Genomic DNA, 22,863 nt, shown 5'->3' on the forward strand with positions numbered 1-22,863 from the left:
TGGATCTTCGTAGAGCCGGGCTTGCCCGGCTGCTGTTGGCGCTGATCAACGGCGGTGTCGATTTGGGGTCATGCGTTACCGGATGTTGGGTGTTTCACGGCCGTCGTCTGTCGACCGACGCTACCAGGCCTACGTGCCATTTATTGATTGCGCGTCGTGCGATGTGCGATGTGCGATGTGCAGTGACTCACAGACTGCGCTCGAAGTCAGTGGGGGCGTCCCGCCGACAGACACCCGCAGCCTTCAGCATGTCCGGGACCCGCAGCGTTGCCTCACGCGCGGCGTCCTCGTAGGTAGCCGCCTCAACCAACAGCCCGGGCAGATCGGTGCTGGTGCCTACGTACACGTCGGCTTCTTCGTTGTGAGTGATGTCAAGGCGGATGGTTGTGGGAAGCCCACAGCGCGCGAGGAAATGGCCAAACGGCCAACCCAACCGGTAATGCAGATTCATTTCGGCCTCCTGCTGCAGCGAACCGATCGCTGCTCCCTGGCAGAAATGGTAGGTAGAAGCAGCGGGCATCACGATTGGGGATCGCGACAGGTGTTGGCGGTATTGGCCCTGTGTTGGTAAAGCAGCGGGGCAAGCCCCGCTCTACGCACACGGAATTTTTACATTCCGTCCTACCCTGCCCCCTAAGCTCTGGCCTCCTGCCGGGAGACCTTCATGCGCCTTCGCCCTGCCCTGCTTTCCGTTGGCTTCCTGTTGACGACCTTCACCGCCAGCGCGGTTGAACCGGTGCGCTCGGTGCCGGCGCTGGACATGGGCCGCTATGCCGGGCAGTGGCATGAAATCGCGCATCTTCCGGTGTCGTTCCAGAAGAAATGCCTGGGCGACATCACCGCCACCTATGCGCTGCGAGGGGATGGGCGGATCAGTGTGTACAACGCCTGTCGCACGGCAGACGGGACAATTGCGGCTGAAGGCGTGGCACGGCCGGTGGAAGGTGAGCCAGGACAACTGCAGGTGCGGTTCGCGCCGGACTGGCTTTCGTGGGTGCCGTTTGTATGGGCCGACTACTGGGTGATTGCGCTGGACCCGGACTACCAGTGGGTGGTGGTGGGAGATCCGGGGCATAAGTACCTGTGGATTCTGTCGCGGTCGCCGTCGATGGACGCGCGCTTGTTTGCCGAGTTGAAGAGCAAGGCCGAGGCGATGGGGTATGACCTGGGGCCACTGAAGGTGATGGCACCGGTGGAGTAGGAGCAGCCGGGCAAGCCCGGCTCTACGGGGATGGTGAACGTCATGGGGCCGCCCTAGGATGGGGCCGGGTGTCGTACACCCCCACAACCACCATACGCCGTAGTATGCTCTTCGCCCTGCACGAGGATTCGCGCCCATGTCCCACCGCCTTCGTCCACTTCTTGTTCTGTCCCTGCTGGCGGTTACCGCCGTGGCGCTGACGGCCTGCAACCGCACCGTGAAACGGGTTTCGCCGCCGGCGGCCAGCGTGCAGCAGCTGACAGTGCAGGCCGATGGCAGCTGGACGCTGGTGCTGCGCCTGCAGAACTTCAGCTCCATGCCCATGACCTTCGACAGCGTGAATCTGCAGATGCAGGTCGCCGACCAGGATGCCGGGACGTTGACTGCCAGCCCGGCCATGTCCATTGGCGGGGTTTCGGCGGATGTGGTCAACGTCAACCTCAAACCCAGCTCGGCCGCGCGCATCGTGGTGGCCGACGCCCTGGCCGGTAACCGCACCCTGAGCTACAGCCTCAAGGGCACGGTCTCGGCCACGCCGGAAGACAAGAAACAACGCAGCTTCGATATCACCGGCCGCAGCACCCTCAACCAGGCCCCGGGCCTGCCGGGCGTGCTGCGCTGATCCCACGGCCCCGCCGCCCCACCCTTTCCAGCATGTGATCGAGACCCGACGATGAGCAGCTACACCGCACCGCTTTCCGATATCCGTTTCGCCCTGCACGACGTCCTGAAGGCCGAGTCGCTGTTCGCCCGGTTGGGCTTTGCCGATGCCACCACCGATGTGGTCGACGCAGTGCTGGAGGAAGCCGGCCGCTTCAGCGCGGGCGTGCTGGCACCGCTCAACAGCGTGGGCGATGAGATCGGCTGCGTGCTGGACCAGGCCACCGGTGAAGTGACCACCCCGCCGGGCTTCAAGCAGGCCTATGACCAGTTCGTGGAAGGTGGCTGGACCGGGCTGACCGCCGCGCCGGAACTGGGCGGCCAGGGCCTGCCGCATACCCTGGGTGTGCCGCTGAACGAAATGATCAACGCCGCCAACCTGGCCTGGGGCAACTTCCCGCTGCTTTCGCACGGCGCGATTGAAGCGCTGAAGCAGCACGGCGAGGCCTGGCAGCAGGACGCGTTCCTGAAGCCGCTGATCGAAGGGCGCTGGACCGGCACCATGTGCCTGACCGAACCGCACTGCGGCACCGACCTGGGCCTGCTCAAGACCAAGGCCGAGCCGAATGCCGACGGCAGCTACGCGATCACCGGCACCAAGATCTTCATCACCGCGGGCGAGCACGACCTTACCGACAACATCGTGCACCTGGTGCTGGCCAAGCTGCCGGACGCACCGGCCGGTGCGAAGGGAATTTCGCTGTTTGTCACGCCCAAGTTCAAGGTCGACCGCGAAGGCAGCGTTGGTGAGCGCAACGCGCTGCGCTGCGGCTCGATCGAGCACAAGATGGGCATCAAGGGCTCGGTGACCTGCGTGATGAACTTTGACGGCGCGCAGGGCTACCTGGTCGGCCAGCCGCACAAGGGCCTGCAGGCGATGTTTACCATGATGAACACCGCACGCCTGGGCGTCGGCCTGCAGGGCATCGGCCTGTCCGAACGCGCTTACCAGAACGCGCTGAAGTATGCGCGCGAACGCCTGCAGTCGCGCTCGCTGAGCGGTCCGAAGAACCCGGACAAGCCGGCCGACCCGATCCTGGTGCACCCGGACGTGCGGCGCATGCTGCTGTCGATCAAATCGCTGGTGGAAGGCAGCCGCCTGCTGGCGCTGCATGCCGCTACCCTGATCGACGTGGCCCACCACGCCGAAGATGCCGCCGAGCGCGAGCGCGCGGAAACGCTGGTGAGCTTCCTCACCCCGATTTCCAAGGCCTGCCAGACCGAATGGGGCATCGAGAATACCTACAACGCGCTGCAGTGCTTCGGCGGCCACGGCTACATCCGCGAACACGGCATGGAGCAGCTGGCCCGCGATGCGCGCATCACCACCCTGTATGAAGGGACCACCGGCATCCAGGCATTGGACCTGATCGGCCGCAAGACTGCTGCCAGTCAGGGCGCAGGCCTGAAACTGATGCTGGCCGAGATCGAGGCGTTCGCGAAGGCCAATGAAGGCAACGAGGCGCTGGCCGAGTTCATTGCCCCGCTGCGCGCCAAGGCGCAGGAATGGGGCCAGCTGACCATGGCCACCCTGCAGCGCGCGGCCACCAACCCGGAAGAACTCGGTGCCGCCAGCTTCGACTACCTGTTCTACTCCGGCTACGTAGTGCTGGCCTACTGGTGGGCGCGCAGCGTGGCTGCGGCAGATGCCTCCAGCCAGAGCGAGGCGTTCAAGCAGGCCAAGCGCGAAACCGCCCGCTTCTACTTCAGCCGGATGCTGCCGCGCACGCTCAGCCATGCGGCCGCCATCCAGGCCGGTGCCGAGCCGTTGATGGCGATGGAAGACGCACGTTTCGGGGCGTAATGGTTGCCCGTGCCGACCAACGGTCGGCACCTACCGGTACGTGGACCGGAACGGCGACAGTTTGCAGAGGCGATGCCTCTACACAAACTGTCACCGTTCCGGTATAAGCTGTTTTCCCGATGGAGACAGACACTACACGCCTAGGTCTGATCGATACCGGAGCGTCTTCCGCGCCGGTCGCTGAAGCTTCGCCGTCGCCCACCCTGTACCGACCCGGCACCGTGCGCCTGTTGTCGCTGGACGCCCACGGCCGGGTGCTGGACTGGATCACCTGGCAGGACGCTGCCTGCCTGTACGCCCGCGAGGCCGTGGCCTGGACCCTGGGCGACCCCTGCCTGCACATCCATGGCGGCACCTGCCGCACCACCGGGCTGCGCAGTGGCATGGACCTGCACCCGATCATCGCCGCACGCGGCCATGCGCGCTCGCGGGCGCTGGACCCCACCCCGAACCTGACCAACCAGGCGCTGTTCGCGCGCGACGCCCACCTGTGCCTGTACTGCGGCCAGCAGTTCAACCGGCCGCAGCTGACCCGCGACCACGTCATGCCTATTTCCAAAGGCGGCCGAGACGTCTGGGAAAACGTGGTCAGCGCCTGCTTCCACTGCAACTCGCGCAAGAGCGACCGCACCCCGCAGCAGGCCAGCATGCCGCTGCTGGCGGTGCCTTACCGCCCGAGCTGGATCGAACACATGATCCTGTCCAACCGCAACATCCTGGCCGATCAGATGGCGTTCCTGAAGGCGCAGCTGCCCAAGCGCTCCAAACTCTCCGCCTGACCTGCGTCAGGTTGTCGCAGGCGTCGTCACCGGAGCCTCACCGGGTTGGCGCTTTGCTTGCTCCACCCCGCTTTGGGGGCGAAAATAGGCGCTTGAGAAAAAGCGCAGAAAACATGATCGATTCCGCCCGCTATCCCCGCCTGTCGCGCATCCAGACCCCGGATGACCTGCGCAGGTTCGAAGAGTCCGAACTGCCCGCCATCGCGGATGAACTGCGTGCCTATCTGATTGAATCGGTGGGCAAGAGCGGCGGGCACTTTGGGGCTGGCCTGGGCGTGATCGAACTGACCGTGGCCCTGCACTACCTGTACCAGACCCCGACCGACCAGCTGGTCTGGGACGTGGGCCACCAGACCTACCCGCACAAGATCCTGACCGGTCGCCGCGACGAAATCCACACGGTCAAGCAGAAGGACGGCGTGGCACCGTTCCCGAAGCGCGAGGAAAGCGTGTTCGATACCTTCGGGGTTGGCCATTCGTCGACCTCGATCTCAGCCGCCCTGGGCATGGCCATCGCCTGCCAGCGCGGGGGTGACGACCGCCGCGTGGTGGCCGTGATCGGCGACGGCGCGATGACCGCCGGCATGGCCTATGAGGCGCTGAACCATGCCGGTGGCATGGACCAGGAACCGAATCTCCTGGTGATCCTCAACGACAACAACATGTCCATCTCCGAAGCGGTGGGTGGACTGACCAAGATCCTCGGCCGCGCCACCGGCAGCCGCACGCTCAATGCGCTGCGCGAAGGTGGCAAGCGGATTCTGGGTGACAAGAAAAAGTCGCCGCCGGCGCGCTTCGTCAAGCGCTGGGAAGAGCACTGGAAGGGCATGTTCGTGCCGTCCACGTTCTTCGAGGAAATGGGTTTCCACTACACCGGCCCGATCGATGGCCACGACCTGCCCGCACTGGTCTCCACGCTCAAGACGCTGAAGGGCCTGAAGGGTCTGAAGCTGCTGCACGTGATGACTACCAAGGGCAAGGGCTACGAGCGCGCCGAGGGCGACCAGATCGGCTACCACGCGGTGGGCCCGTTCGACCCGGACAAGGGTCTGGTGTCCAAGGGCGGGGTCAAGAAGCCGACCTACACCGACGTTTTCAGCGACTGGCTGTGCGACGCCGCCGCGGCCGAACCGCGCCTGCTGGGCATCACCCCGGCGATGCGCGAAGGCTCGGGCCTGGTGCGTTTCAGCAAGGAGTATCCGGAGCGCTACTACGACGTGGCCATTGCCGAACAGCACGCGGTGACGCTGGCGGCCGGCATGGCGACCCAGGGGGCCAAGCCGGTGGTGGCGATCTACTCCACCTTCCTGCAGCGCGCGTATGACCAGCTGGTGCACGACGTGGCGATCCAGAAGCTGGATGTGCTGTTTGCCATTGACCGCGCCGGCGTGGTTGGTCCGGACGGGGCCACGCATGCCGGGAACCTTGATTTGAGCTTCCTGCGTTGCGTGCCGCACATGGTGGTGATGGCCCCGGCCGACGAAGCCGAATGCCGGCAGATGCTGACCACCGGCCTGCGTTACGAAGGCCCGGCCGCGGTGCGTTATCCGCGCGGAAGCGGCACCGGCGTGGCCGCGGGCAGCGACCTGTCCACCCTGGAGATCGGCAAGGCCGAGGTGCGTGTGCAGGGCAGTCGGATTGCGTTGCTGGCGTTTGGCAGCACGGTGCCGGCGGCCGAAGCCGTGGGCCGGGAGCTGGGCCTGACCGTGGTCAACATGCGTTTCATCAAGCCCTTGGATCGTGCCCTGCTGCTGCAGCTGGCAGGTACCCATGAGGGCTTTGTCACCGTGGAAGACAACGTGGTGGCCGGCGGTGCTGGTTCCGGCGTGGCCGAGCTGCTGAACGGCGAGGACGTGCTGCGCCCGTTCCTGCACATGGGCCTGCCGGACAGCTTCCAGCATCACGCCAGCCGCGAGGACCTGCTGGCCGAGGCCGGGATTGATGCCGCTGGCATCCGGGCAGCGGTGCTGAAGCGCTGGCCGAAGCTGGGCGAGCGTACTGAGGTGGCGTAGAGCCACGCCCTGCGTGGCTGCTTGATGGCCGGCTTGGTCGAAGCCACGCAGGGCGTGGCTCTACGGGGCGACCGGATGCAGCGAGTTAACGGACTTCGAAATCGGCGCGGCATCCGCGGTTGACCCAAACGCCATCGCGGTCCCAGCCCCAGGTCTGCCCTTCAATGCAGGCCGTATTGGAACGCTGGCGGATCATGCGTGCATCACGGCGGATGCTGACGTTGCAGCGGCGCATCCGGCTGTCGTTGGAATCGCAGCCGATGATTTCGCCACGGCCACCGTTACCGCCCCAGCCGTGACCACCGCCGTGTGAGGGGCGCCCGCGTTCGGAGACGAATTCTGCACGGCATCCGCGGGTGACCCAGATGCCCCCGCGACTTTGACCCCAGGTATCGCCCTCGATGCAGGGCGAGCCGGAGAGCTGGCGCACAAGGCGCGCCCGGCCTTCGAAGGGGCACTGCGCGGTGCGGTTCTTGTTCGACTCGCAGCGCACCGGGCCATCGTTGTAGTAGCCGTCGTCATAGCGCTGTGCCTGGGCATTGCCCGCCAGGGCCAGTGCCACCACCGGCAGCAGTCCCCACAGCCAGTTCTGCTTTCCGTGCGTCATGCGATGCTCCTCGTGCCGGTTGGATGAATGGGCACAGCATCTGCGAAACCGGCGCGTTCGCCTATAGGTCGGAAGGCAGGATTTCAGGGGCGATTCAACTAGCCGAGACTTCAGCCGTACTGCACGGCATCGACGAAAACGTTTTCCATCGCAACCCGCACACGGCTGCTCGAGCCGGTTTCGGCATGATGCTCGCGGGCAAGGGTGTCGGCGAAATCGAAGGCCACGGCGCCGTCGGCGAAGGTCACGGCGTCCTGGCTGCCGGGCGGCAATACCTGCCAGCGGTGGTCGTGGTGCTGCACGGTGATCAGCATGGGGTGGTCTCCGGGTGGATCAGTGGACAGTACGTCTGCTGCGGCCGGCGGACTATCAGATTTATCTGACTTTGATGTCAGATACGCCGTAATGACACGCCCTGCGTGTCATGACGGATCCCAGGCCGCTGAAACGACACGCCATGTGTGTTCAATCTCCAGTGCCGAGGAACGCAAACGGCTGGGACGTCTTGAACTGGGCAAGCGCATCGCCGGCAAACACATTGCGCTGGTCCTTGCCGAGGTCGAGCTTCAGCACCCTGCCGGTCTCATGACTGAAATCCACCTTGTTCAGATCCACCCAGAACGTATTCGGGGTCAGCGCGCTCTCAAAGAAATACAGCTTGCGCTTGTGATCCGCCACGGTTCGCCACCGCGTGGAGGAAATGTTCGGCTCCTCCGGCGTGGTGATGCCAAACGGCACCGACGCATTGCGGATCACGCTGAACACGCTGGCCAGCGCCTCGACCGGGTCCTCGCTCTTCGGAATGGCGTTGATGTAGAACCTGGCACGCGCGAAACGATCCGACGCGCGGTTGGTGCCGGGCAGCATCACCGTGCCGCCGATCTGCTGCCAGTAGGTATTGAGCGCCAGTTGATGGTCGAACTTCGGCGAGTTGGTCATCACCTGGTATTGCCGCCCGTGATGGATGACCTGCTTGCCCTCGATGTACTCGACGATGGCACTGTCTCCGCTGGCATCGGACATCGACAGGTGCAATGTGGCAGTGCGATCCGTTCCCGGCAGCTTGTCAGTGACCAGCGTATAGGGCTCACGCTCCAGTGCCTTCACCGCTTCACCGACCGTGGCGAAGTTGTCCAGCACATACTGCGCCCACAGCGAAATGGCGAGCCCGGGCTTGCCGTTGCCGCGCTGCGGATACTCCGACTCCACCAGCCACAACACGTTGGCCGAAAGGCCCTTTTCATTGAGGCCGTCAGTGGTGGAGATGTCGTAGCCACTGGCGATCACGCTGCCGTACTTCGCGGTCCACTCAATGGAATTGCGCCCGACCTCGCCAGTGCGCTGCATGCCGCGCGGAAACACCCACAGATTGGTGGCGACGTCCTCTTTCCAATCCATCGAGCGGGCGGTGATGACATCGTCATTCGCACCCAGGTACACCACGCGTGTGCAGGCTTCGGCCTGGCCGGTCAGCAGAGTCAACGAGAACGCCAGCAACGCCGGCCGCAACGACCACATCGAACGCATCGCGAAACTCCTTTTGGGGAAATTCAGTAACGCCACTCCACACCCAGGCCGGGACCGGCCAGGGTGAGATCCAGATCCACGCCGGGGCTGATCTCGCGCAGCGAAAGTGAGCGATAGCCCAATCGCAGCCAGCTGTGTTCGGTCATGCGCAGGCCGTAACTGGCCATCAGATCCCAGCTGACCTCGTCGCCTGCGCTGCCCAGCGCCCACACCGTGATGCCCTGGCGCTCAGTGAACACCCAGGCCATGCGCACACCCAGCACGGGATCGATCCAGTCGCGCGAAACCGATGCATCGCGGCCCAGCGCGGGCACGTCGACTTCGCCACGCAGCTGCCAGTAGCGCGCGCCGGCAATGGCGTCCATACGGAACACGGGGTCGTCAATGAAGCGGTACTGGCCCATCAACGAGCCGGTCACAATGCGGGTCTGCAGCTCTGCTTCCAGGCCCACACGGGGTACCTGTGCGGTTTCGCTGGTATCCACCCAGGTCAGGTCGGACAGCAGCCCCCAACGCCCCCGACGCAGGTCGATGACGGCCATTGCGGCCATGTCCAGGTCTTCGAGGGTCTCGCCGAAGGACTTGTGCACCGATACCGGCGGCAGAGGCCCCAGTTGCGCATCCCCTTCCAGGCTGGCTCCCCACACATAGGGCACGACGCTGACGCGCCATGCATCGTCCTGTGCAAACGCCGCCGAAGGCAGCAGCAACCACGGCAGCAATCCATACCGGCGCATCAGCGGTCCTCGGGGGAAAGGAACGAAGGCAGTGCCGGGTCATCACAGCGCATGCACAGTGATGAGGGGGTGAACCGCGGTTGTCAGCGGTCGACCGGCAACGTCACCACGAAGCGCGCGCCGCCACCAGCTGCTTCTTCCGCCGCGATGCTGCCGGCGTGACGCAGCATGATTTCCCGCGCCAGATAGAGGCCCAGCCCGCTGCCGCTACCACTGGGGCGCAGGCGATGGAACGGTTCGAAAATCGACTGTCGTGCCTGCTCGGGCACGCCGTCACCTTCATCGCTCACCGACAGCACACCGCTGGGTTGCAGCGCCACGGCCACCAGGCCATGACCGCCGCCGTGAGCAATGGCGTTCTGCAGCAGGCCGCTGATCACCCGATGCAGTGCGTCCGGATCGCCGCGCACCCAGACGGGTGCTTCCGGCGCGTCGACCTCGAATTCGTAGCCGGCATCCACCACCAGGGGGGCCACGTCGGCGGCCACCTCGCGGGTGAGTGCGGCCAGGTCGATGCGCTGCTGCTGGCTGCGATGATGATCGAGCCGCTGCAGGTCGAGCAGCTGCTCGGCGATGTTGCTCAGCCGACCCAGGTCGCGCTGCAGGCGCGCACGTACGATACCTGGTGGCAGGTCGCCGATGCGCGTGGCCAGAATGGCAATCGGCATGCGCAGCTCGTGCGCGGCACCGACCAGGAAGCGGTCCTGCGCGTCATAGCTTTCACCGATGCGCCGCACGGCGGCGTTGAAGGCATCCACCAGCGGCACGATTTCACGCGGCACTGCGTGCGTATCCAATCCACGCCCGCGTTCGCTGATCTCGATGGCCGCCGCCTGCGCGGCGACCCGGTTCACACCGCGCAACGACCGGTGGATGGCCCATGGAGCCACGACCAGCGTGATGGCCATCAGCGGCAGGGTGATCCAGCCACCGAGGTAACCGATGATGACCAGCAGCTGGCGCCAGAAGCCACGTTGCGGCAGCCCACCCATCATCACGTGCACGCGGCCCTCGTCACGGTCGGACACCCACACCCGCATGGGCAGGTCCATGCCGCGGCTGCGGGTGCGCACATCGGTGGGTTCCACGTGGGCCAGCTGCTGCACCAGCGGCCGATACACCGCCGGTACGTACCCATGCTCCATGAAGTGTCCCTGTTCGTCGGCGGCGGCGAACCAGAACGTGGCCGGCCGGTCGGGGGCAGCCTCGTCGATGGCGGCCCAGTCCACCTGCAGTCCGCGAGGGCCCAGCCTGATCGCGTCGGCGACCTGCTCACTGGTTTTCCAGTCGATGTAGGCCGTGCTGCGGTCGCCGTATACCAGCGCAATGCCGGTCAGGGCGATGATCACCATCGCGACCTGGATCAGGCAGATCTTCCAGGCCAGGCTGAAGCTCAGCGAGCCGGGTTTGAGAAACTTCATGCCACGTCCTTGAGCAGATAACCAATGCCACGCATCACGTGGATTTCCACCCGCGCATCGGCTTCGGCCAGCGCCTTGCGCAGCTTGGACACATGCGCGTCGAGCGCGTTGGATTGAATGGCGTCGTCGAAACCATACACGGCTTCCTGCAGCGCTTCGCGCGCCACCGTGCGGCCCTGCCTCAACGCCAGTGCTTCCAGCACCAGCAGCTGTCGGCGCGGAAGCGCCAGCAGCGTGCCATCCACGGTGGCCTCACGCGCGACGAAATCAAACTGCAGCCGGCCCAAGGTCAGCGTGGGCAGCGCGATCTGCGAAGGCCGCCGCGAAATGGCGCGGATGCGCGCCAGCAGTTCCTCCACCGCGAACGGTTTGGTCAGGTAATCGTCCGCCCCCACGTCCAGCCCGACCACGCGGTCGGCCACCGAATCACGGGCGGTGAGCATGATCACCGGCAGGTTGGGCACATGGCTGCGCGCCACCCTTACGAAGTTGGCTCCGTCGCCGTCGGGCAGCTGCCGGTCCAGCAGCAGGATCTGGTGCACATTGGCCTTGAGTGCCTCGGCGGCATGGGCCATCGAGGTCACCAGGTCGACCACCATGCCGTGTCGCCCCAGGCTGGCCTGGATGGCGCTGGCCAGTTCGGGGTCGTCTTCAAGCAGCAGAATGCGCATGGGGCAGAGCGTACAGGGGGCACGGGCGCAGATGGTAGCGCGGCGGGCGGCGCAACGTTCCCACAATGTCCGGCCGGCACGATGGCCGCTTGGCATTTTCAAAGTGGCAGGTGTATGCGCGTTCGACCCCTTGTTTTCCCCATCCTGGGCACAGCTGTTGCCGCCCTGCTGGCCAGCACGACCGCGCAGGCACAGGTCGCCCCCGGTGCCAAGCCGCGCAGCAGCGTCGGCGTGGCGGTGGCGGCACAGAAGTCACCCTACGCCGGCTATGACACCGACGTGCTGCCGATTCCGGTGGTGAACTACGAAGGCAAGTCGTTCCACCTGCGCGGTGGCAGCCTGGGCTGGAAGTTGTTCAACAGCGAAAGCACCGAGGTTTCGCTGCTGGCCTCGCCCTACATGATGCGCTTCAAGCACAAGGACACCGACGACGTGCGACTGCGCCAGCTGTCCAACCGCAGCCTGTCTGCGATGGCCGGCGTGGCCGTGCGGCACACCGCGCCGTGGGGCATCGTGCAGGCCAATGTACAGGCCGAGGTGAGCGGCCATGGCGGCGGCTTTGCTGCGGATGCCAAATACGCTTATGCGATTCCGACCGGCAAGGTCACGCTGATTCCGGGCATCGGGGCCGGCTATGCCAGCGCCGACCTCAACGATTACTACTTCGGGATCAGCGCGCGCGAGTCCGCCCGCAGCGGGCTGGCCACCTACAAGGCCGGAAGTGGCGTGTCTCCGTACATCGACCTGACCGCGATCATGCCGCTGGGTGCGCATTGGGTCGCAACCGGTTCGCTGCGCCGGACACGTCTGTCTGATGCGATCACCGACAGTCCGATGACCGAGGGCAAGCACATGGACAGCGCCCTGATCGCCTTGAGCTACGGTTTCTGAGCATGCGCCGGGGAATCGTACGTCGCGTCGCGGACCTGGCTCTTCAAATCGAGCCGGACCGCCAGCGCGTACTGCAATGGATTGTGTATACCCGGCTTCCGGTCCGGGGTGGAAAGACCACCTTTGAACTGGCCTGCAACGGCCAGGGCGAACGGGTGCTGATGCTGCTGCACGGGTTGCTGGCGCAGCCCGGTCAGCGCCCCGCCCAGTTGCCCGCGATGCCTTGAGCCCTTCACCTGCGGAGAACCCCCATGCCCCGTCCCTTCCCGCTGCTGCGCACTGCCGAAGCTGCAAATGACCCCGCGCTGGACACGGCGCTGGTGGACTTCGACCGGGCGGTACAGGCATTGATGGCGCAGGACCCGGATGCGCATGGCCGCTTTTCGCGTGCCTATGTCACGGCGATCTTCCGGGCCTGCCTTGCCCCTCGCCTGCCGGGCCCGGGCGCACCAGGCGGACGACCGGATCCGCAGATCGCGCAGGCGCTGAAGGTATGGATTCTGGAAAAGCTGCAGCGCTTTCCCGAGGAGCGGCGCGATCACCGCATGACAGCCGCGCGCCGCGCCGCGCATGGGTTCTGGCTGCAGTCGCTGGCGTATCCGCTGGACGATGACGGCGGCCCGAGGGCAGAGCGTCTGCTGGATGGGCTGCTGGCGTTGACGCGCCCCGCATAGGGACGCGCCAGCCGTGCAGAGCAGGGTGCCTGGGATCAGGTGACCTTCTTGGCCACCGTCATGCCCAGCAGGAACAGCACCACGGCGATGATGATGCCGGCCCAGAACAGGAACTTGGCAATACCGATGGCACCGCCGGCAATGCCGCCGAAGCCGAGCACACCGGCGATCACGCCGATGATGGCGAAGATGATGGCCCACTTGATCATGCTGAAAACCCTTCCCGTCCGGGAACTGTGAATTGGCCTCTACCGTAGCGTTTCCGCCGTGCTGCCCCGGTGAGACGGTCGCCAGCGGCATGTGAAGAAAGTCATGTAGGAATTTTCCGACAAACGGTAGGCCAGCGTTCTCGGCGAATCCGAATTAAGTGTTTGAATTCCATTGACTTTCGGTGAAAACTCTCATCATCTCACTGAATGTGTGACCGTTGCCTCAGTTTCACCCCGCCCACACAATGATGACGTCCCACTCAAAGCAAGACCGCCATGCGCGCTTTCGTTGCCAAGCAGCACCCTGCCCTGCTCAAGGTCTACTTCCTGGCCTGCTACATCATCCTCATCGAGGAAGTGGTGCGGGCGCTGACCTGATCAACCCGGTCAGGAAGCTGGCGTTCCAGCTGCTGGATCGCATGGTCCAGATCACTCATGCGAAACGGCTTCTGAAGGCAACCGCGGTCGCGAAACGCTTCGTCAATGCCCTGCGCGCCGTATCCGGTCGCGATCATGAAGGGAATGCCACGCGCCTCCAGCTCATAGGCCACCGGTGTTGACGGTGTGCCGGCCAGATTGACATCCAGCAGCGCCATGTCGATGGCGTGATCACGCAGCACCTCCATCGCCTTCTGCACATTCGGTGCGACAAACACCGTGTGCCCGGAATCGACCAGGCGGTCTTCGACCAGCATGGCGATCATCGATTCGTCTTCCACTACCAGTACATTCCTGCTCATCTCAGCTGCCCCTCCTCCAGGTTCGGCTGCGGCATCCACAGGTGGCAACGAACACCTTCCGGTGCGAATGCCAGTTCAACCCCGCCGCCGAGGTCGTGTTTGAGTCCCCGTTCCAGCAACCGTGAGCCGAAGCCACGTTGCACCGGCTCGTGCACGGCGGGGCCGCCGTGCTCCTGCCAGACCACCTCGATGCGTGGATCGCCGTCCACATCGATGCTGGACCAGTGCAGGTGCACCCGTCCGGCGCGGGAAGACAGCGCGCCATATTTGGTCGCGTTGGTCCCCAGCTCGTGCAGGGCCATCGCCAGGGCCAGCGCGCGGCGCGGGTCCAGCCGGCAGCCGTCTCCTTCCAGCTGGAACTGGTCAGCGGCACCGTAGGCGTCGACCGTGGACTGGGCCAGATCACGGATATCGGCGCTGTGCCAGTTCTCACGAGTCAGGATGTCGTGCGCGCTGGCCAGCGCCACCAGACGCTCCTCGATCTTCGCGTTGGCATCTTCCAGTCCGGTGGCGCTGCGCAGCGTCTGCCGCGCGATCGACTGCACGGTGGCCAAGGTGTTCTTGACCCGGTGATTGAGCTCGTTGATGAGCAGCTGCTGATGCTGCTCATGCCGCTTGCGCTCGGTGACATCGCGGGTACTTCCGGCAATGGCCTCGACCTGGCCATCGGGTCCGATCACCGGAGTGAAGATGTAGTCGTAGATGCGCACGCCCAGCGTGGCGTGTGGGAACGGCACGTCGCCGCGGATCGGTTGGCGGGTGGCGATCACCTGTTCGATCTCGCGGTCATGCATGGCCGCATGCCATGGCTCATAGCCGATCTCCAGACAGGTCTTGCCGATCGCCTCGTCCCAGCTCATCCCCCACATGGTCAGCAGGGCCTTGTTGGCGTAGATGAACCGGTGCTCGAGATCGAACACGTACGACAGATCGGGCGTCGCCTGCAGCAGCGTCTCGTAGATGCGCCAGGTTGGAGTGTCCTGTTCCGGCTGGAGCACGTGTTCGGTCCCCTTCGATGGGCCGAATCTAGAGCGATGGCTGTGAACGGGGCATCAGGGTCGCGTCGGGGCCAGGAAGGGCACGCTTGACGGCCACCGGCACCGCCCCGATCATCCCCGTATTCATCCACGCGTGCCAGGACGGACCATGTCGGGATTCATCGGCGATCTGATCGAGGGAATTGTCGACTTCGTTACCGACGTCTGGATGGCGCGTCGTCAACGAGCGCATCGTGGGCGACCGAATCGCTCGGTCGGGGAAGTAAAGATCGAATCTGCAACTCAGCTCTTCAAAGGCCATGTCTACAGCATCACGACCGTTGCACGTACTCCGGTCGATGACAGCGGCGAAAACCCGGGCGTTGCCGTTCTCGGCGATCGCAACATCCAATGCTCGCCTGATGGCGTCGTGCCGGATGTCGCGTTCGACTCTTCGCCATCGACCACGACCGCCGTACATCGGCGAGCCATGAAGTTCGAGTTCGTGGGCATCTGCCGATGTCAGCGTCTCCACAACGGCGTTGAGGCTTTGCTCTAGCCAGTGCGTTGCGCGTTCAAAGAAAGGCTACGCCTGCAAGTATGAAATGAGTTCGATCAGGACCATTCGCGGTGCCCGATTCGTCCAGATACAGAAGATGCATTCCATTGCCCCGAGGCTGAAAACGAATTGGCCGCCAGGGGCGGCCAATTCAGGAGATGAAGGAGGCCGGGAGAGTCAATCGCTCTCGGGCCCCGCTACGGCGGAACACCCGACCTCAAGGCGAATACTAGATGTTCGGCCGGCTCAGTCAACCTCAAATACTTGTAAGGATTCCCTGACCCAACGAAAAAGGGCCCGAACCGCGAGGTTCAAGCCCTTGATCTTCACCAACAATGGTCGGGACGGCCGGATTTGAACCGACGACCCTCTGCCCCCCAGGCATCGAATCAGACGTGCGTACCCAGTTGATTTAGAAGGCTTTCTTTAGCTACGTAAGCCCGCGAAAAGGCCGGATTGATGTCGATACATATCAATGAGTTACACGGTGATAGGGTGAGGCATCCCGCCGTTTCGTGCTGGTGACGACACTTGCTCTGCTGATTTTGGAAATGCGGACCAGCCAATTGGGCCACTGCAGCCGGCAAATAGATCGCGCGCCGGTTCGTAGAGCGAGGTTTTCACCTGCATCAGCCCCAGAATCGAAGAGAACAGCGCATCGTGGTCCGTGTAGGCGGCGGCGCGCTGCCGCAAGCAGTCCAGCTGAAGTCCTCGGCCAGCCGCCAAGCCCGAAGATATCCACATCGTCATCGGCACGCGTGTCTGTTCCTGGGGCGCAATGGAATACGGCACGCCGTGAAGGTAGAGACCCTTCTCGCCAAGCGATTCGCCGTGGTCGGAGACGTAGATCATTGCACTGTCGTAATCCGTCATGGTTTTGAGTATGCCGACCGTGCGCGCCAGCAGATGGTCGGTGTAGAGCAGCGCATTGTCATAGCTGTTGATGATCTGCTCGCGACTGCAGCGACCTAAATCCGGCGTGTCGCAGGTGGGAGTAAACCGGCGGAACTGTTGTGGGTATCGTTCAAAATAGGCAGGCCCATGGTTGCCCAGCTGGTGGAGCACCACCACCCGGTCGCCAGGCGTCGTGCGTATCTGCGCAGCCAGGTTGTGGAGCAGTATCTCGTCGAAGCAGCGTCCGCCAGCGCATAGCCCTGGAATTTCAGCGTCATCCAGCGCCCGCATTGGCAGACCTTCGCACACGCCCTTGCAGCCGGATTGGTTGTCGAGCCAGAGCACACCGACGCCGGCGCGGTCCAGAACATGCAACAAGGACTGATGCGCGCGGATCTTCTTTTCGTCGTAGTCATGGCGGCCATAGGGGGAGAACAGGCAAGGCAACGAGACTTCGGTACTTGTGCCGCAGCTGTGCATATCCGGGAAGTTGATCACGTCGGCTTGTGTCAGTTCCGGCGTGGTCTGCCGTGAGTAGCCGTTCAAACCCCAATTCTGCGCACGAGCGGTTTCGCCCATCACAACGACCACCAGACGTGGCTTGCTGCCTGGCCCTCGCGGCACGCTGGCCGCGTCCTGGCCGATGGATAGCTTGGGTACGCGTCGCATTGGGTTGTCACCGCGCAGCGCCTTGGGCAGTCCGATCAGGATGTTGGCTGGCGTGGCGAGATAGCGCACTTCCCGCTGGTTGCGCATCAGTGCCGACATGTCCTGGAACGAGAGCATGGCTCCGCCCAGGGCCACCAGTGCCGACATGCCCAGCAGCCCTCCCCGCCATAACAGGGTGCGGGTCCAGCTGCGCTCTATGAGCTGCACGCGCCAGAGTAGCGCTATGGGAAGTAGGGCCAGCAGCAGCACCGGCGCGACAAGACTGACGGTGATCAGTTCGCCGCTTTCCTTGTGATCGGTGGCCAATACATTGCGCAGCATGTCTGCGTCCAGGTAAAGGTGGTAGCGGCTCATGTAGTACGCAGCCAGCGCAGTGCCAAGCAGTAACGTGCTCAGCATCACCCGGGCGTTCCAGCGCCATACCAGCAGCCCCATCAGGATGCTGTGCGTTCCTGCCAGCAACAACAACAGCGAGATTGCGAAACGGATGCTGCCAGGATGGGTCGCCATGGCGCTGCGCCAGAACAGTCCGTTGCCGGCCAGCGCGAAGAACAGGCTAGTGACCACGATCAACGTCTCCGTGGAACACCGCGGCCGCAGCGTATAGCGCCAGATGCTGCTCGGCTGCCGTTCGCCCGCTGTTACGGCATTCATGCCGCACCTCCAGAGCGGGCAAGTCGCCCGCCGCACAGATACAGCGCTGCAGACACTGTCCAGCAGACTGCCAGCGTTACCACGTCGTGCGAGAGGAAATGCGCGCCGCGCAGCTGTTGCGTAACCCCGAACAGCGCACCGGCCAGCAGACCGACCGCCAGTCCATACCAGCGCCACCGCGGGCGTACCATCAGCGCCAGGAAATACAGGCAGACCCATGCATATCCGGCACTGGCATGGCCAGCGGGAAAGCACGCGGCCGCCGGCATTCCGGCGGGGCGCGCGGAGAGCAGCCCGACATAGTTCCGGGAACCTCCATAGCGGACGAGGTCCCATGGACAGTCCATGTGGGTGATGGACTTGAGCAGCGATACGGTACCCGTGCCCAGTGTCACGGCCAGGACCACATACAGCAGAGGCCATCGCCAGGCGCGCAGATGGGGCCGCTTTCCCGCGTGCAGGCACATCACCATCACCAGAAGGGTGGCACTGGCACTCAGCCATTTGCCTCCCCTGTGGATCACGGCATTGGCAAGCCAGGCGTGCTGTAGCGCCCACTGATGGCCCTCCAGCCGATAGAGCTGGTCAGCGAACCATCGATCGCCGCCGCCGGCCATCAGTACGGTGCCGGTAACCAGCGCCATACTCAAAGGCCACAGCAGGTGATGCCGCAGGAAGGTGGCGTCGGCAGGGGACACCGGCACGCGCAGCGGCACGGCTGAAACTCGGGAGGACGGCATGCAGTGACGGCCGGAAAGGGGACGGGCGCATGCTCGTCAGCGACGCGTCGGAAGCCGGTCGGAGCGATGTTGCCCCCACGTTAATCAGAATGCTGCGGTTGCAAGACGTTCAGTCCGCTTCGCCCACGCGGCGATCGCGAATGTGAGGAGGTCGTTAAATACCCCTGATTGCGACTGCTTTTCGACATCTCTGGGATTACCATGCCCTTCAACGCCCGGGGAACCACTTTGCATGCGCCTGTTGGTCATCGAAGACAACCGCCAGTTGGTGGCCAATCTGTTCGACTACCTCGAGGCCCGGGGACATGTGCTGGATGTGGCTCCGGACGGCATCACCGGCCTGCACCTGGCACAGACCCATCCTTACGACGTGGTGATACTGGACTGGATGCTGCCGCGCATGGACGGTCCAGAAGTGCTGCGCCGCCTGCGGATGGAGCCTGGTTCGGACGTGCCGGTGATCATGCTTACCGCGCGCGATGAGCTCCCCGACAAGATCGCCGGGTTTCGGGCAGGAGCGGACGACTACCTCACCAAGCCTTTCGCGCTGCCCGAGCTGGAAGTGCGTCTGGAGGCCCTGCAGGTCCGAGCACATGGCCGCACCTTGCGAAAGGTACTGAAAGTTGGCGACCTGTCGCTGGACCTCGCCACGCTGGAGGCAAGCCGCCAGGGCCAGGTTCTTCACCTATACCCAGCATGCCGCAAGCTGCTGGAAGTCCTGATGCGCGCCAGTCCGGCGGCGGTGACGCGCCAGCAGCTGGAATACGCACTCTGGGGAGACGAGCCACCGGACGGTGACCTGCTGCGCTCGCATGTGTACGAACTGCGGCGCAGCGTCGACGGACCCTTTCCCACGAAGCTGATCCACACCTTGCCTCGCGTCGGCTACCGGCTTGTGGCGCCATCATCGGAAAGTCAAGATGCGCCTGCCTAGACCGGCCCCGCTGCACCGTCGCCTGATCTGGTGGCTACTCGGGTATCTGGCCCTGATCTCGCTGGCAGTCTTCAGCGTCGGCAATTACGTCCATGAGCACGCCGAACACGCGGCTTGGCGCGCGTTGCTCAACACCGAGCTGGACAGCATCGTCAAGCATATCGAACAAGACGCGTCCTATCGCTGGCAGGACACCGACACCCTGCGATTGTTTGTTTTCAACGAGGGCCAGGTGCCTGCGTCGGTACTTGGGCTGCATCCGGGACTGCACGACGGCACGGTGATCGACAGCCGTTCCGCAGCGGTGATGGTGCGTGACACACCGACCATGGGTCGCGTGGCATTGGCATTGGACATCAGCGACTTCCACGAGCTAGAAGACTTCGCCACACGCTGGGTGATGCTGGCCGGCGTGGTGATGATCATCGTTACCGTGTTGATGGCTTCGTTCGGCGTGAGCCGGCTGGTCAGTCCGCTGCGCTCGCTGGCCCGAAACATCCATGAGCTACGTCCTGGCGTGCCTGGGCAGCAGGTCGAGGTTGACCCACGGGGAAGCTCGGAGCTGTACGTGATCGCTGCTGCGCTCAATGACTATCTCCAGCGCAACGACCAGTTCGTGGAACGCGAGCGCGTGTTCATCAGTACCTCCAGCCACGAGCTGCGCACTCCGATCGCTGTGATTACGGGAGCCGCCGAGCTCGCGCTGGAACAACCGGATGTGCCAGACCGCGCAAGGCAGCAAATGCAACGTGTGCTCCGGAGCGCACAGGGTGTGGAGCAGTTGATCCAGCTGTTGCTGGTGTTGGCCCGCGAACCGTCACGACTTGCTGCATTGAACGAGCGCATCGCGCTGGACGATCTGCTGCCCGAGATCATTGAGGACCATCGCTACCTGATGCATGGCAAGGACCTGCAGATGGCGTTGGCTACTCTCCCTCGGGTGGACATCATCGCGCCGCTGGGCGTGGTGCAGGCCGCTATAGGCAACCTGCTGCGCAACGCGATCGAGAACAGCGGACGCGGCGAGATCAGGTTTGCCTTGTCGGATCGAGGCGTGGTTACGCTGGAAGATCCCGGGCTGGGAATGAGACCGGAGGAGATCGCTGCCGTCTATGCTCGGCTGGCGCGTGGTGACCGCAATGAACAGAGTGGCATCGGGCTGGAGCTGATCGCGCGTCTGTGCGAGCACCTCGGATGGGGATTGAAGATTGAACCGTGCACCCCTCGGGGTACACGCGTGCTGCTGGACTTGGGGTCTTCGATCCCGGACGAAGCCACGAAGGGACACTCCAAGATCTTGGCGGTCTTCAGTTGACCCCGGGTGACGTAGTGGCCGACATGTCCTGCGCGTGCCTCCCGATGCTCTAACTCAGTGGCGCGTTGGGCTGCTGGCAAGTGCCGACGATCTCTCCGCTTCTTAGGATGGGACCCATTGTCTGCCCGCAAAGTCTGTTCGGGAGGCTAGTACGAAGCCACTACGTACGTACCAAGGAGTTACGTACCGATAGGGTGAGCCACCCCAGTGCGGCGGCATCCATCTGATTTAGCCGGGCCGGCCCGCAGAAGAATACACTCAACCCACCGGGCCCTCATCGCCAAAAGCGCAATCTTCCCACCAACTCGTATCCAGGCCCTGGACCCTCACGCCCGTCGGCACACCGGTGCGCCTGTGATGCTCCATCGCCAGTTTCCGCGCTTCTTCAACTGCCTTGGCCTTGGCCCTGGCATCTAGATCGTACGGACAACCCGTTCCCTTGGACTGATGCCTATCCCTTTTCAAAGCCTGGCCCCGGAAGCGCGGTCAGGCTGAGGGAACAGCCGCTGCGCCGCGCCTCCGGGTGGGAGCTGCCAGGGTGCGAGCGTGGATGTCTCCCCGCACTGGCCCCGACTGTGGGACCGCGCCCGTTAACGTCGTGCGAAGCGCTGCGGCAGGATCAGTTGATGTACGGGCGAACAAGCGTCTGCATTGCTTGCAGGCATGCGACCACAGCCCTGTTTTCATTTAGACCTCCGACTCCATGAGCGGGAGGTTGGGCGCGGCCTCAATCATTCGGCCATCGCGCACCCATGCATTGTACGGAACTGCGGCATCCAAGTGCCCGACAACACGCATCTGCGCGCCGTCGTAAGTGGTGAGACTGCTGGTGCCGTCAGCGTTGTGGGCGGTTACGGTACCAAGCAATCTCACTTGGCCGCCCAGCAGCCCGTTGAAGTTGTCCCACAGCTCAGTCCGCATCGGTGTAGTGCCTCTCCAAGGTAATGGTCTGCTCGATCACAACGGCCTTATCGTTGGTGCGAGCCTCGGTTCTGGCTGCAACGCAGAGGCCGTGCCAGGTGCCCTCTTCCCCTACCACTTCCACCAGGTCGAGCGGCATCACCCTTCCCACCTCGCCTGGCCGCAGCGGCCCGGCGAACAGTGGAATGACCAAGTCGACCAAGGCCTGCTCACCACGGTCGGACAGGATGTTGCGACCGCGCTCAGTGCCGGCGGCGGACGTGTTGATGAGCGGGCTGCTGACCTGGGGCGCGAACAGCTGCCCCGCCTCACCAGCACGGCGCACCTTGCAGGTGACACCCTTCCCTGCCAGCTCTCCGGTGACCACAACCGCGTCGTACAGAGGCGCGCTGCGCATCTGCAGGCTTTCGTTGCTCACCACGTCTTCCTGGATCACGTGGTCCGGGGTTCGCTCCTTCCAGTGCCAGGGACTCTCCGGGTAGCGCGCGCGCACCCTGAGGGCGAGTGCCGCAGGATCCGACTGAACCACCCCGCCGCTTGCCTCGGCAAGCCGGCTGACAGCGTCCAGGGCGGTGGTCCCGTCGTAGAACCACGCGCCGGCCGGCACGGTCCAGTCCACCGTGTCGTAGGACGCGGTGAAGCTGGTGTCGGCCAGCTCCTCGTCGACCAGCTGGGCGACGCTACGGTCTTCCGTAGTGACCTTTACCCGACCAGGCGCGTAGGGCGCGGCCAGCAGTGCGGTGCGCGAGCGCCCTGTCAGGTTGATGCCACTGCTAGCCCACTCCCGACGGGTGCTGTAGGACTCCACCAACGCCGTCCACGTGTAGCCGTTGAGGATGACCTCCACCTGGCGCGGCCCTGCATTTGATGGCTTCAGCAGGGGCAGCTGATCAATATCCGCCAACTCAAAGTCGAAGGTCGAGCCCCACGCGTCCGCACTGGAAGTGATGGTCACCCCCGACATGTCGATGGGTGTGCGGTCCGGCAAGCGGACTACTGAGATTTCGTTGATCACAACGTACGTCCTTTGATGAGGGCGGACCACGTAGCACGCAGCCACGCCCAGATTGAGAGGTGCCAGTCCACGCGCCCGCAGTAGCAGGCAGGACAGGTTCAGACCGACACGGCTTCCCGGCAGCTGTGGCGGCTCTGGCTCCGGCTCCGGCGGTTTCACCGGGGGCCGGACAATCCAAGGCAGGGGCCTGGCGGAACCCCAGGGCAGATCCCGCTTGCCGGCCCAGCGCCCGGCAACTGCCAACGCAGCCCG

At 64.2% G+C, this 22,863-nt stretch carries 24 protein-coding genes and 1 pseudogene; 11 read left to right on the forward strand and 14 right to left on the reverse strand.

Going from position 1 to position 22,863, the window contains the following annotated elements:
* Positions 1 to 187: 187 nt before the first annotated feature.
* Positions 188 to 451 (reverse strand): DUF1902 domain-containing protein, encoded by a 264-nt coding sequence (locus EGJ34_RS05625; RefSeq protein ID WP_185750073.1) that lies wholly within the window; start codon positions 449 to 451, stop codon positions 188 to 190.
* Positions 452 to 664: 213 nt separating this feature from the next.
* Between EGJ34_RS05625 and EGJ34_RS05630 the strand changes: the two genes are divergently transcribed.
* From EGJ34_RS05630 to dxs, 5 genes are all read left to right on the forward strand, one after another.
* The gene (locus EGJ34_RS05630) at positions 665 to 1,201 is read left to right on the forward strand and encodes a lipocalin family protein (RefSeq protein ID WP_125359518.1); all 537 of its coding nucleotides are present in this window, start codon (positions 665 to 667) and stop codon (positions 1,199 to 1,201) included.
* A gap of 136 nt (positions 1,202 to 1,337) precedes the next feature.
* Positions 1,338 to 1,823 carry an LEA type 2 family protein gene (locus tag EGJ34_RS05635; protein ID WP_125359519.1) on the forward strand — a complete coding sequence of 162 codons (486 nt, stop codon included), beginning with the start codon at positions 1,338 to 1,340 and terminating at the stop codon, positions 1,821 to 1,823.
* Between the two features lie 51 nt (positions 1,824 to 1,874).
* Positions 1,875 to 3,665 carry an acyl-CoA dehydrogenase C-terminal domain-containing protein gene (locus tag EGJ34_RS05640; RefSeq protein ID WP_125359520.1) on the forward strand — a complete coding sequence of 597 codons (1,791 nt, stop codon included), beginning with the start codon at positions 1,875 to 1,877 and terminating at the stop codon, positions 3,663 to 3,665.
* Positions 3,666 to 3,784: 119 nt separating this feature from the next.
* A complete protein-coding gene (locus EGJ34_RS05645) occupies positions 3,785 to 4,444 on the forward strand; it encodes an HNH endonuclease (protein ID WP_125359521.1) in 660 nt (219 codons plus the stop codon).
* A gap of 113 nt (positions 4,445 to 4,557) precedes the next feature.
* Complete coding sequence (gene dxs, locus EGJ34_RS05650) at positions 4,558 to 6,456, forward strand: 1-deoxy-D-xylulose-5-phosphate synthase (RefSeq protein WP_125359522.1); 1,899 nt, start codon at positions 4,558 to 4,560, stop codon at positions 6,454 to 6,456.
* A gap of 85 nt (positions 6,457 to 6,541) precedes the next feature.
* Here the strand turns inward: dxs and EGJ34_RS05655 are convergent, their stop codons facing one another.
* The 6 genes from EGJ34_RS05655 to EGJ34_RS05680 all read right to left on the reverse strand — a co-directional run bounded on the left by EGJ34_RS05655 (position 6,542) and on the right by EGJ34_RS05680 (position 11,419).
* Complete coding sequence (locus EGJ34_RS05655; RefSeq protein ID WP_125359523.1) at positions 6,542 to 7,063, reverse strand: DUF3011 domain-containing protein; 522 nt, start codon at positions 7,061 to 7,063, stop codon at positions 6,542 to 6,544.
* Positions 7,064 to 7,173: 110 nt separating this feature from the next.
* Entirely contained in the window at positions 7,174 to 7,377 is a 204-nt protein-coding gene (locus EGJ34_RS05660) for a hypothetical protein (protein ID WP_125359524.1), read from the reverse strand.
* Between the two features lie 151 nt (positions 7,378 to 7,528).
* The gene (locus tag EGJ34_RS05665; protein WP_312023020.1) at positions 7,529 to 8,581 is read right to left on the reverse strand and encodes a linear amide C-N hydrolase; all 1,053 of its coding nucleotides are present in this window, start codon (positions 8,579 to 8,581) and stop codon (positions 7,529 to 7,531) included.
* Between the two features lie 32 nt (positions 8,582 to 8,613).
* A complete protein-coding gene (locus EGJ34_RS05670; RefSeq protein WP_125359526.1) occupies positions 8,614 to 9,327 on the reverse strand; it encodes a hypothetical protein in 714 nt (237 codons plus the stop codon).
* A gap of 83 nt (positions 9,328 to 9,410) precedes the next feature.
* Entirely contained in the window at positions 9,411 to 10,748 is a 1,338-nt protein-coding gene (locus EGJ34_RS05675) for a HAMP domain-containing sensor histidine kinase (protein ID WP_125359527.1), read from the reverse strand.
* On the reverse strand, positions 10,745 to 11,419 hold the full coding sequence (locus tag EGJ34_RS05680; protein WP_125359528.1) for a response regulator transcription factor: 675 nt from the start codon (positions 11,417 to 11,419) through the stop codon (positions 10,745 to 10,747). Before EGJ34_RS05680 ends, EGJ34_RS05675 begins: the two co-directional genes overlap by 4 nt.
* A 114-nt stretch (positions 11,420 to 11,533) precedes the next feature.
* Here EGJ34_RS05680 and EGJ34_RS05685 point away from each other — a divergent pair, with 114 nt between their 5' ends.
* The 3 genes from EGJ34_RS05685 to EGJ34_RS05695 are packed head-to-tail and all read left to right on the forward strand — an operon-like array spanning position 11,534 to position 12,984.
* Entirely contained in the window at positions 11,534 to 12,310 is a 777-nt protein-coding gene (locus EGJ34_RS05685) for a MipA/OmpV family protein (protein WP_125359529.1), read from the forward strand.
* A 2-nt stretch (positions 12,311 to 12,312) separates the two neighbouring features.
* Entirely contained in the window at positions 12,313 to 12,537 is a 225-nt protein-coding gene (locus tag EGJ34_RS05690) for a hypothetical protein (protein ID WP_125359530.1), read from the forward strand.
* A gap of 24 nt (positions 12,538 to 12,561) precedes the next feature.
* Entirely contained in the window at positions 12,562 to 12,984 is a 423-nt protein-coding gene (locus tag EGJ34_RS05695; protein ID WP_125359531.1) for a hypothetical protein, read from the forward strand.
* Between the two features lie 35 nt (positions 12,985 to 13,019).
* Here the strand turns inward: EGJ34_RS05695 and EGJ34_RS05700 are convergent, their stop codons facing one another.
* From EGJ34_RS05700 to EGJ34_RS05710, 3 genes are all read right to left on the reverse strand, one after another.
* A complete protein-coding gene (locus EGJ34_RS05700) occupies positions 13,020 to 13,193 on the reverse strand; it encodes a DUF1328 domain-containing protein (RefSeq protein ID WP_125359532.1) in 174 nt (57 codons plus the stop codon).
* 335 nt (positions 13,194 to 13,528) lie between these two features.
* The gene (locus tag EGJ34_RS05705) at positions 13,529 to 13,933 is read right to left on the reverse strand and encodes a response regulator (RefSeq protein ID WP_125359533.1); all 405 of its coding nucleotides are present in this window, start codon (positions 13,931 to 13,933) and stop codon (positions 13,529 to 13,531) included.
* Positions 13,930 to 14,931: an HWE histidine kinase domain-containing protein gene (locus tag EGJ34_RS05710; protein ID WP_125359534.1), complete on the reverse strand. Its 1,002-nt coding sequence runs from the start codon at positions 14,929 to 14,931 to the stop codon at positions 13,930 to 13,932. The genes EGJ34_RS05705 and EGJ34_RS05710 overlap by 4 nt, the downstream gene beginning before the upstream one ends.
* Before the next feature lie 148 nt (positions 14,932 to 15,079).
* On the opposite strand from EGJ34_RS05710, the gene EGJ34_RS05715 reads away from it, so the two are divergent.
* On the forward strand, positions 15,080 to 15,469 hold the full coding sequence (locus EGJ34_RS05715) for a hypothetical protein (RefSeq protein WP_125359535.1): 390 nt from the start codon (positions 15,080 to 15,082) through the stop codon (positions 15,467 to 15,469).
* A 570-nt stretch (positions 15,470 to 16,039) separates the two neighbouring features.
* On the opposite strand, the pseudogene EGJ34_RS05720 reads toward EGJ34_RS05715, so the two are convergent.
* Positions 16,040 to 17,686 (reverse strand): annotated as a pseudogene (locus tag EGJ34_RS05720) (phosphoethanolamine--lipid A transferase); the annotation flags it as partial.
* Complete coding sequence (locus EGJ34_RS05725) at positions 17,683 to 18,402, reverse strand: phosphatase PAP2 family protein (RefSeq protein WP_312023019.1); 720 nt, start codon at positions 18,400 to 18,402, stop codon at positions 17,683 to 17,685. The gene EGJ34_RS05725 and the pseudogene EGJ34_RS05720, both read right to left, overlap by 4 nt.
* A gap of 256 nt (positions 18,403 to 18,658) precedes the next feature.
* On the opposite strand from EGJ34_RS05725, the gene EGJ34_RS05730 reads away from it, so the two are divergent.
* Together EGJ34_RS05730 and EGJ34_RS05735 are read left to right on the forward strand one after the other, a co-directional pair.
* Complete coding sequence (locus EGJ34_RS05730) at positions 18,659 to 19,360, forward strand: response regulator transcription factor (RefSeq protein WP_125359538.1); 702 nt, start codon at positions 18,659 to 18,661, stop codon at positions 19,358 to 19,360.
* Positions 19,347 to 20,675, forward strand: a complete 1,329-nt coding sequence (locus EGJ34_RS05735; protein ID WP_125359539.1) for a HAMP domain-containing sensor histidine kinase — start codon at positions 19,347 to 19,349, stop codon at positions 20,673 to 20,675. The genes EGJ34_RS05730 and EGJ34_RS05735 overlap by 14 nt, the downstream gene beginning before the upstream one ends.
* Positions 20,676 to 21,362: 687 nt before the next feature.
* On the opposite strand, the gene EGJ34_RS05740 is transcribed toward EGJ34_RS05735, so the two are convergent.
* Together EGJ34_RS05740 and EGJ34_RS05745 are read right to left on the reverse strand one after the other, a co-directional pair.
* Positions 21,363 to 21,596 carry a hypothetical protein gene (locus EGJ34_RS05740; RefSeq protein ID WP_125359540.1) on the reverse strand — a complete coding sequence of 78 codons (234 nt, stop codon included), beginning with the start codon at positions 21,594 to 21,596 and terminating at the stop codon, positions 21,363 to 21,365.
* The gene (locus tag EGJ34_RS05745; RefSeq protein ID WP_185750074.1) at positions 21,586 to 22,611 is read right to left on the reverse strand and encodes a hypothetical protein; all 1,026 of its coding nucleotides are present in this window, start codon (positions 22,609 to 22,611) and stop codon (positions 21,586 to 21,588) included. Before EGJ34_RS05745 ends, EGJ34_RS05740 begins: the two co-directional genes overlap by 11 nt.
* Positions 22,612 to 22,863 lie beyond the last annotated feature (252 nt).

This window comes from Stenotrophomonas sp. 278 (assembly GCF_003935715.1).
In the GTDB taxonomy this organism is placed as follows: Bacteria; Pseudomonadota; Gammaproteobacteria; order Xanthomonadales; family Xanthomonadaceae; genus Stenotrophomonas; species Stenotrophomonas maltophilia_AH.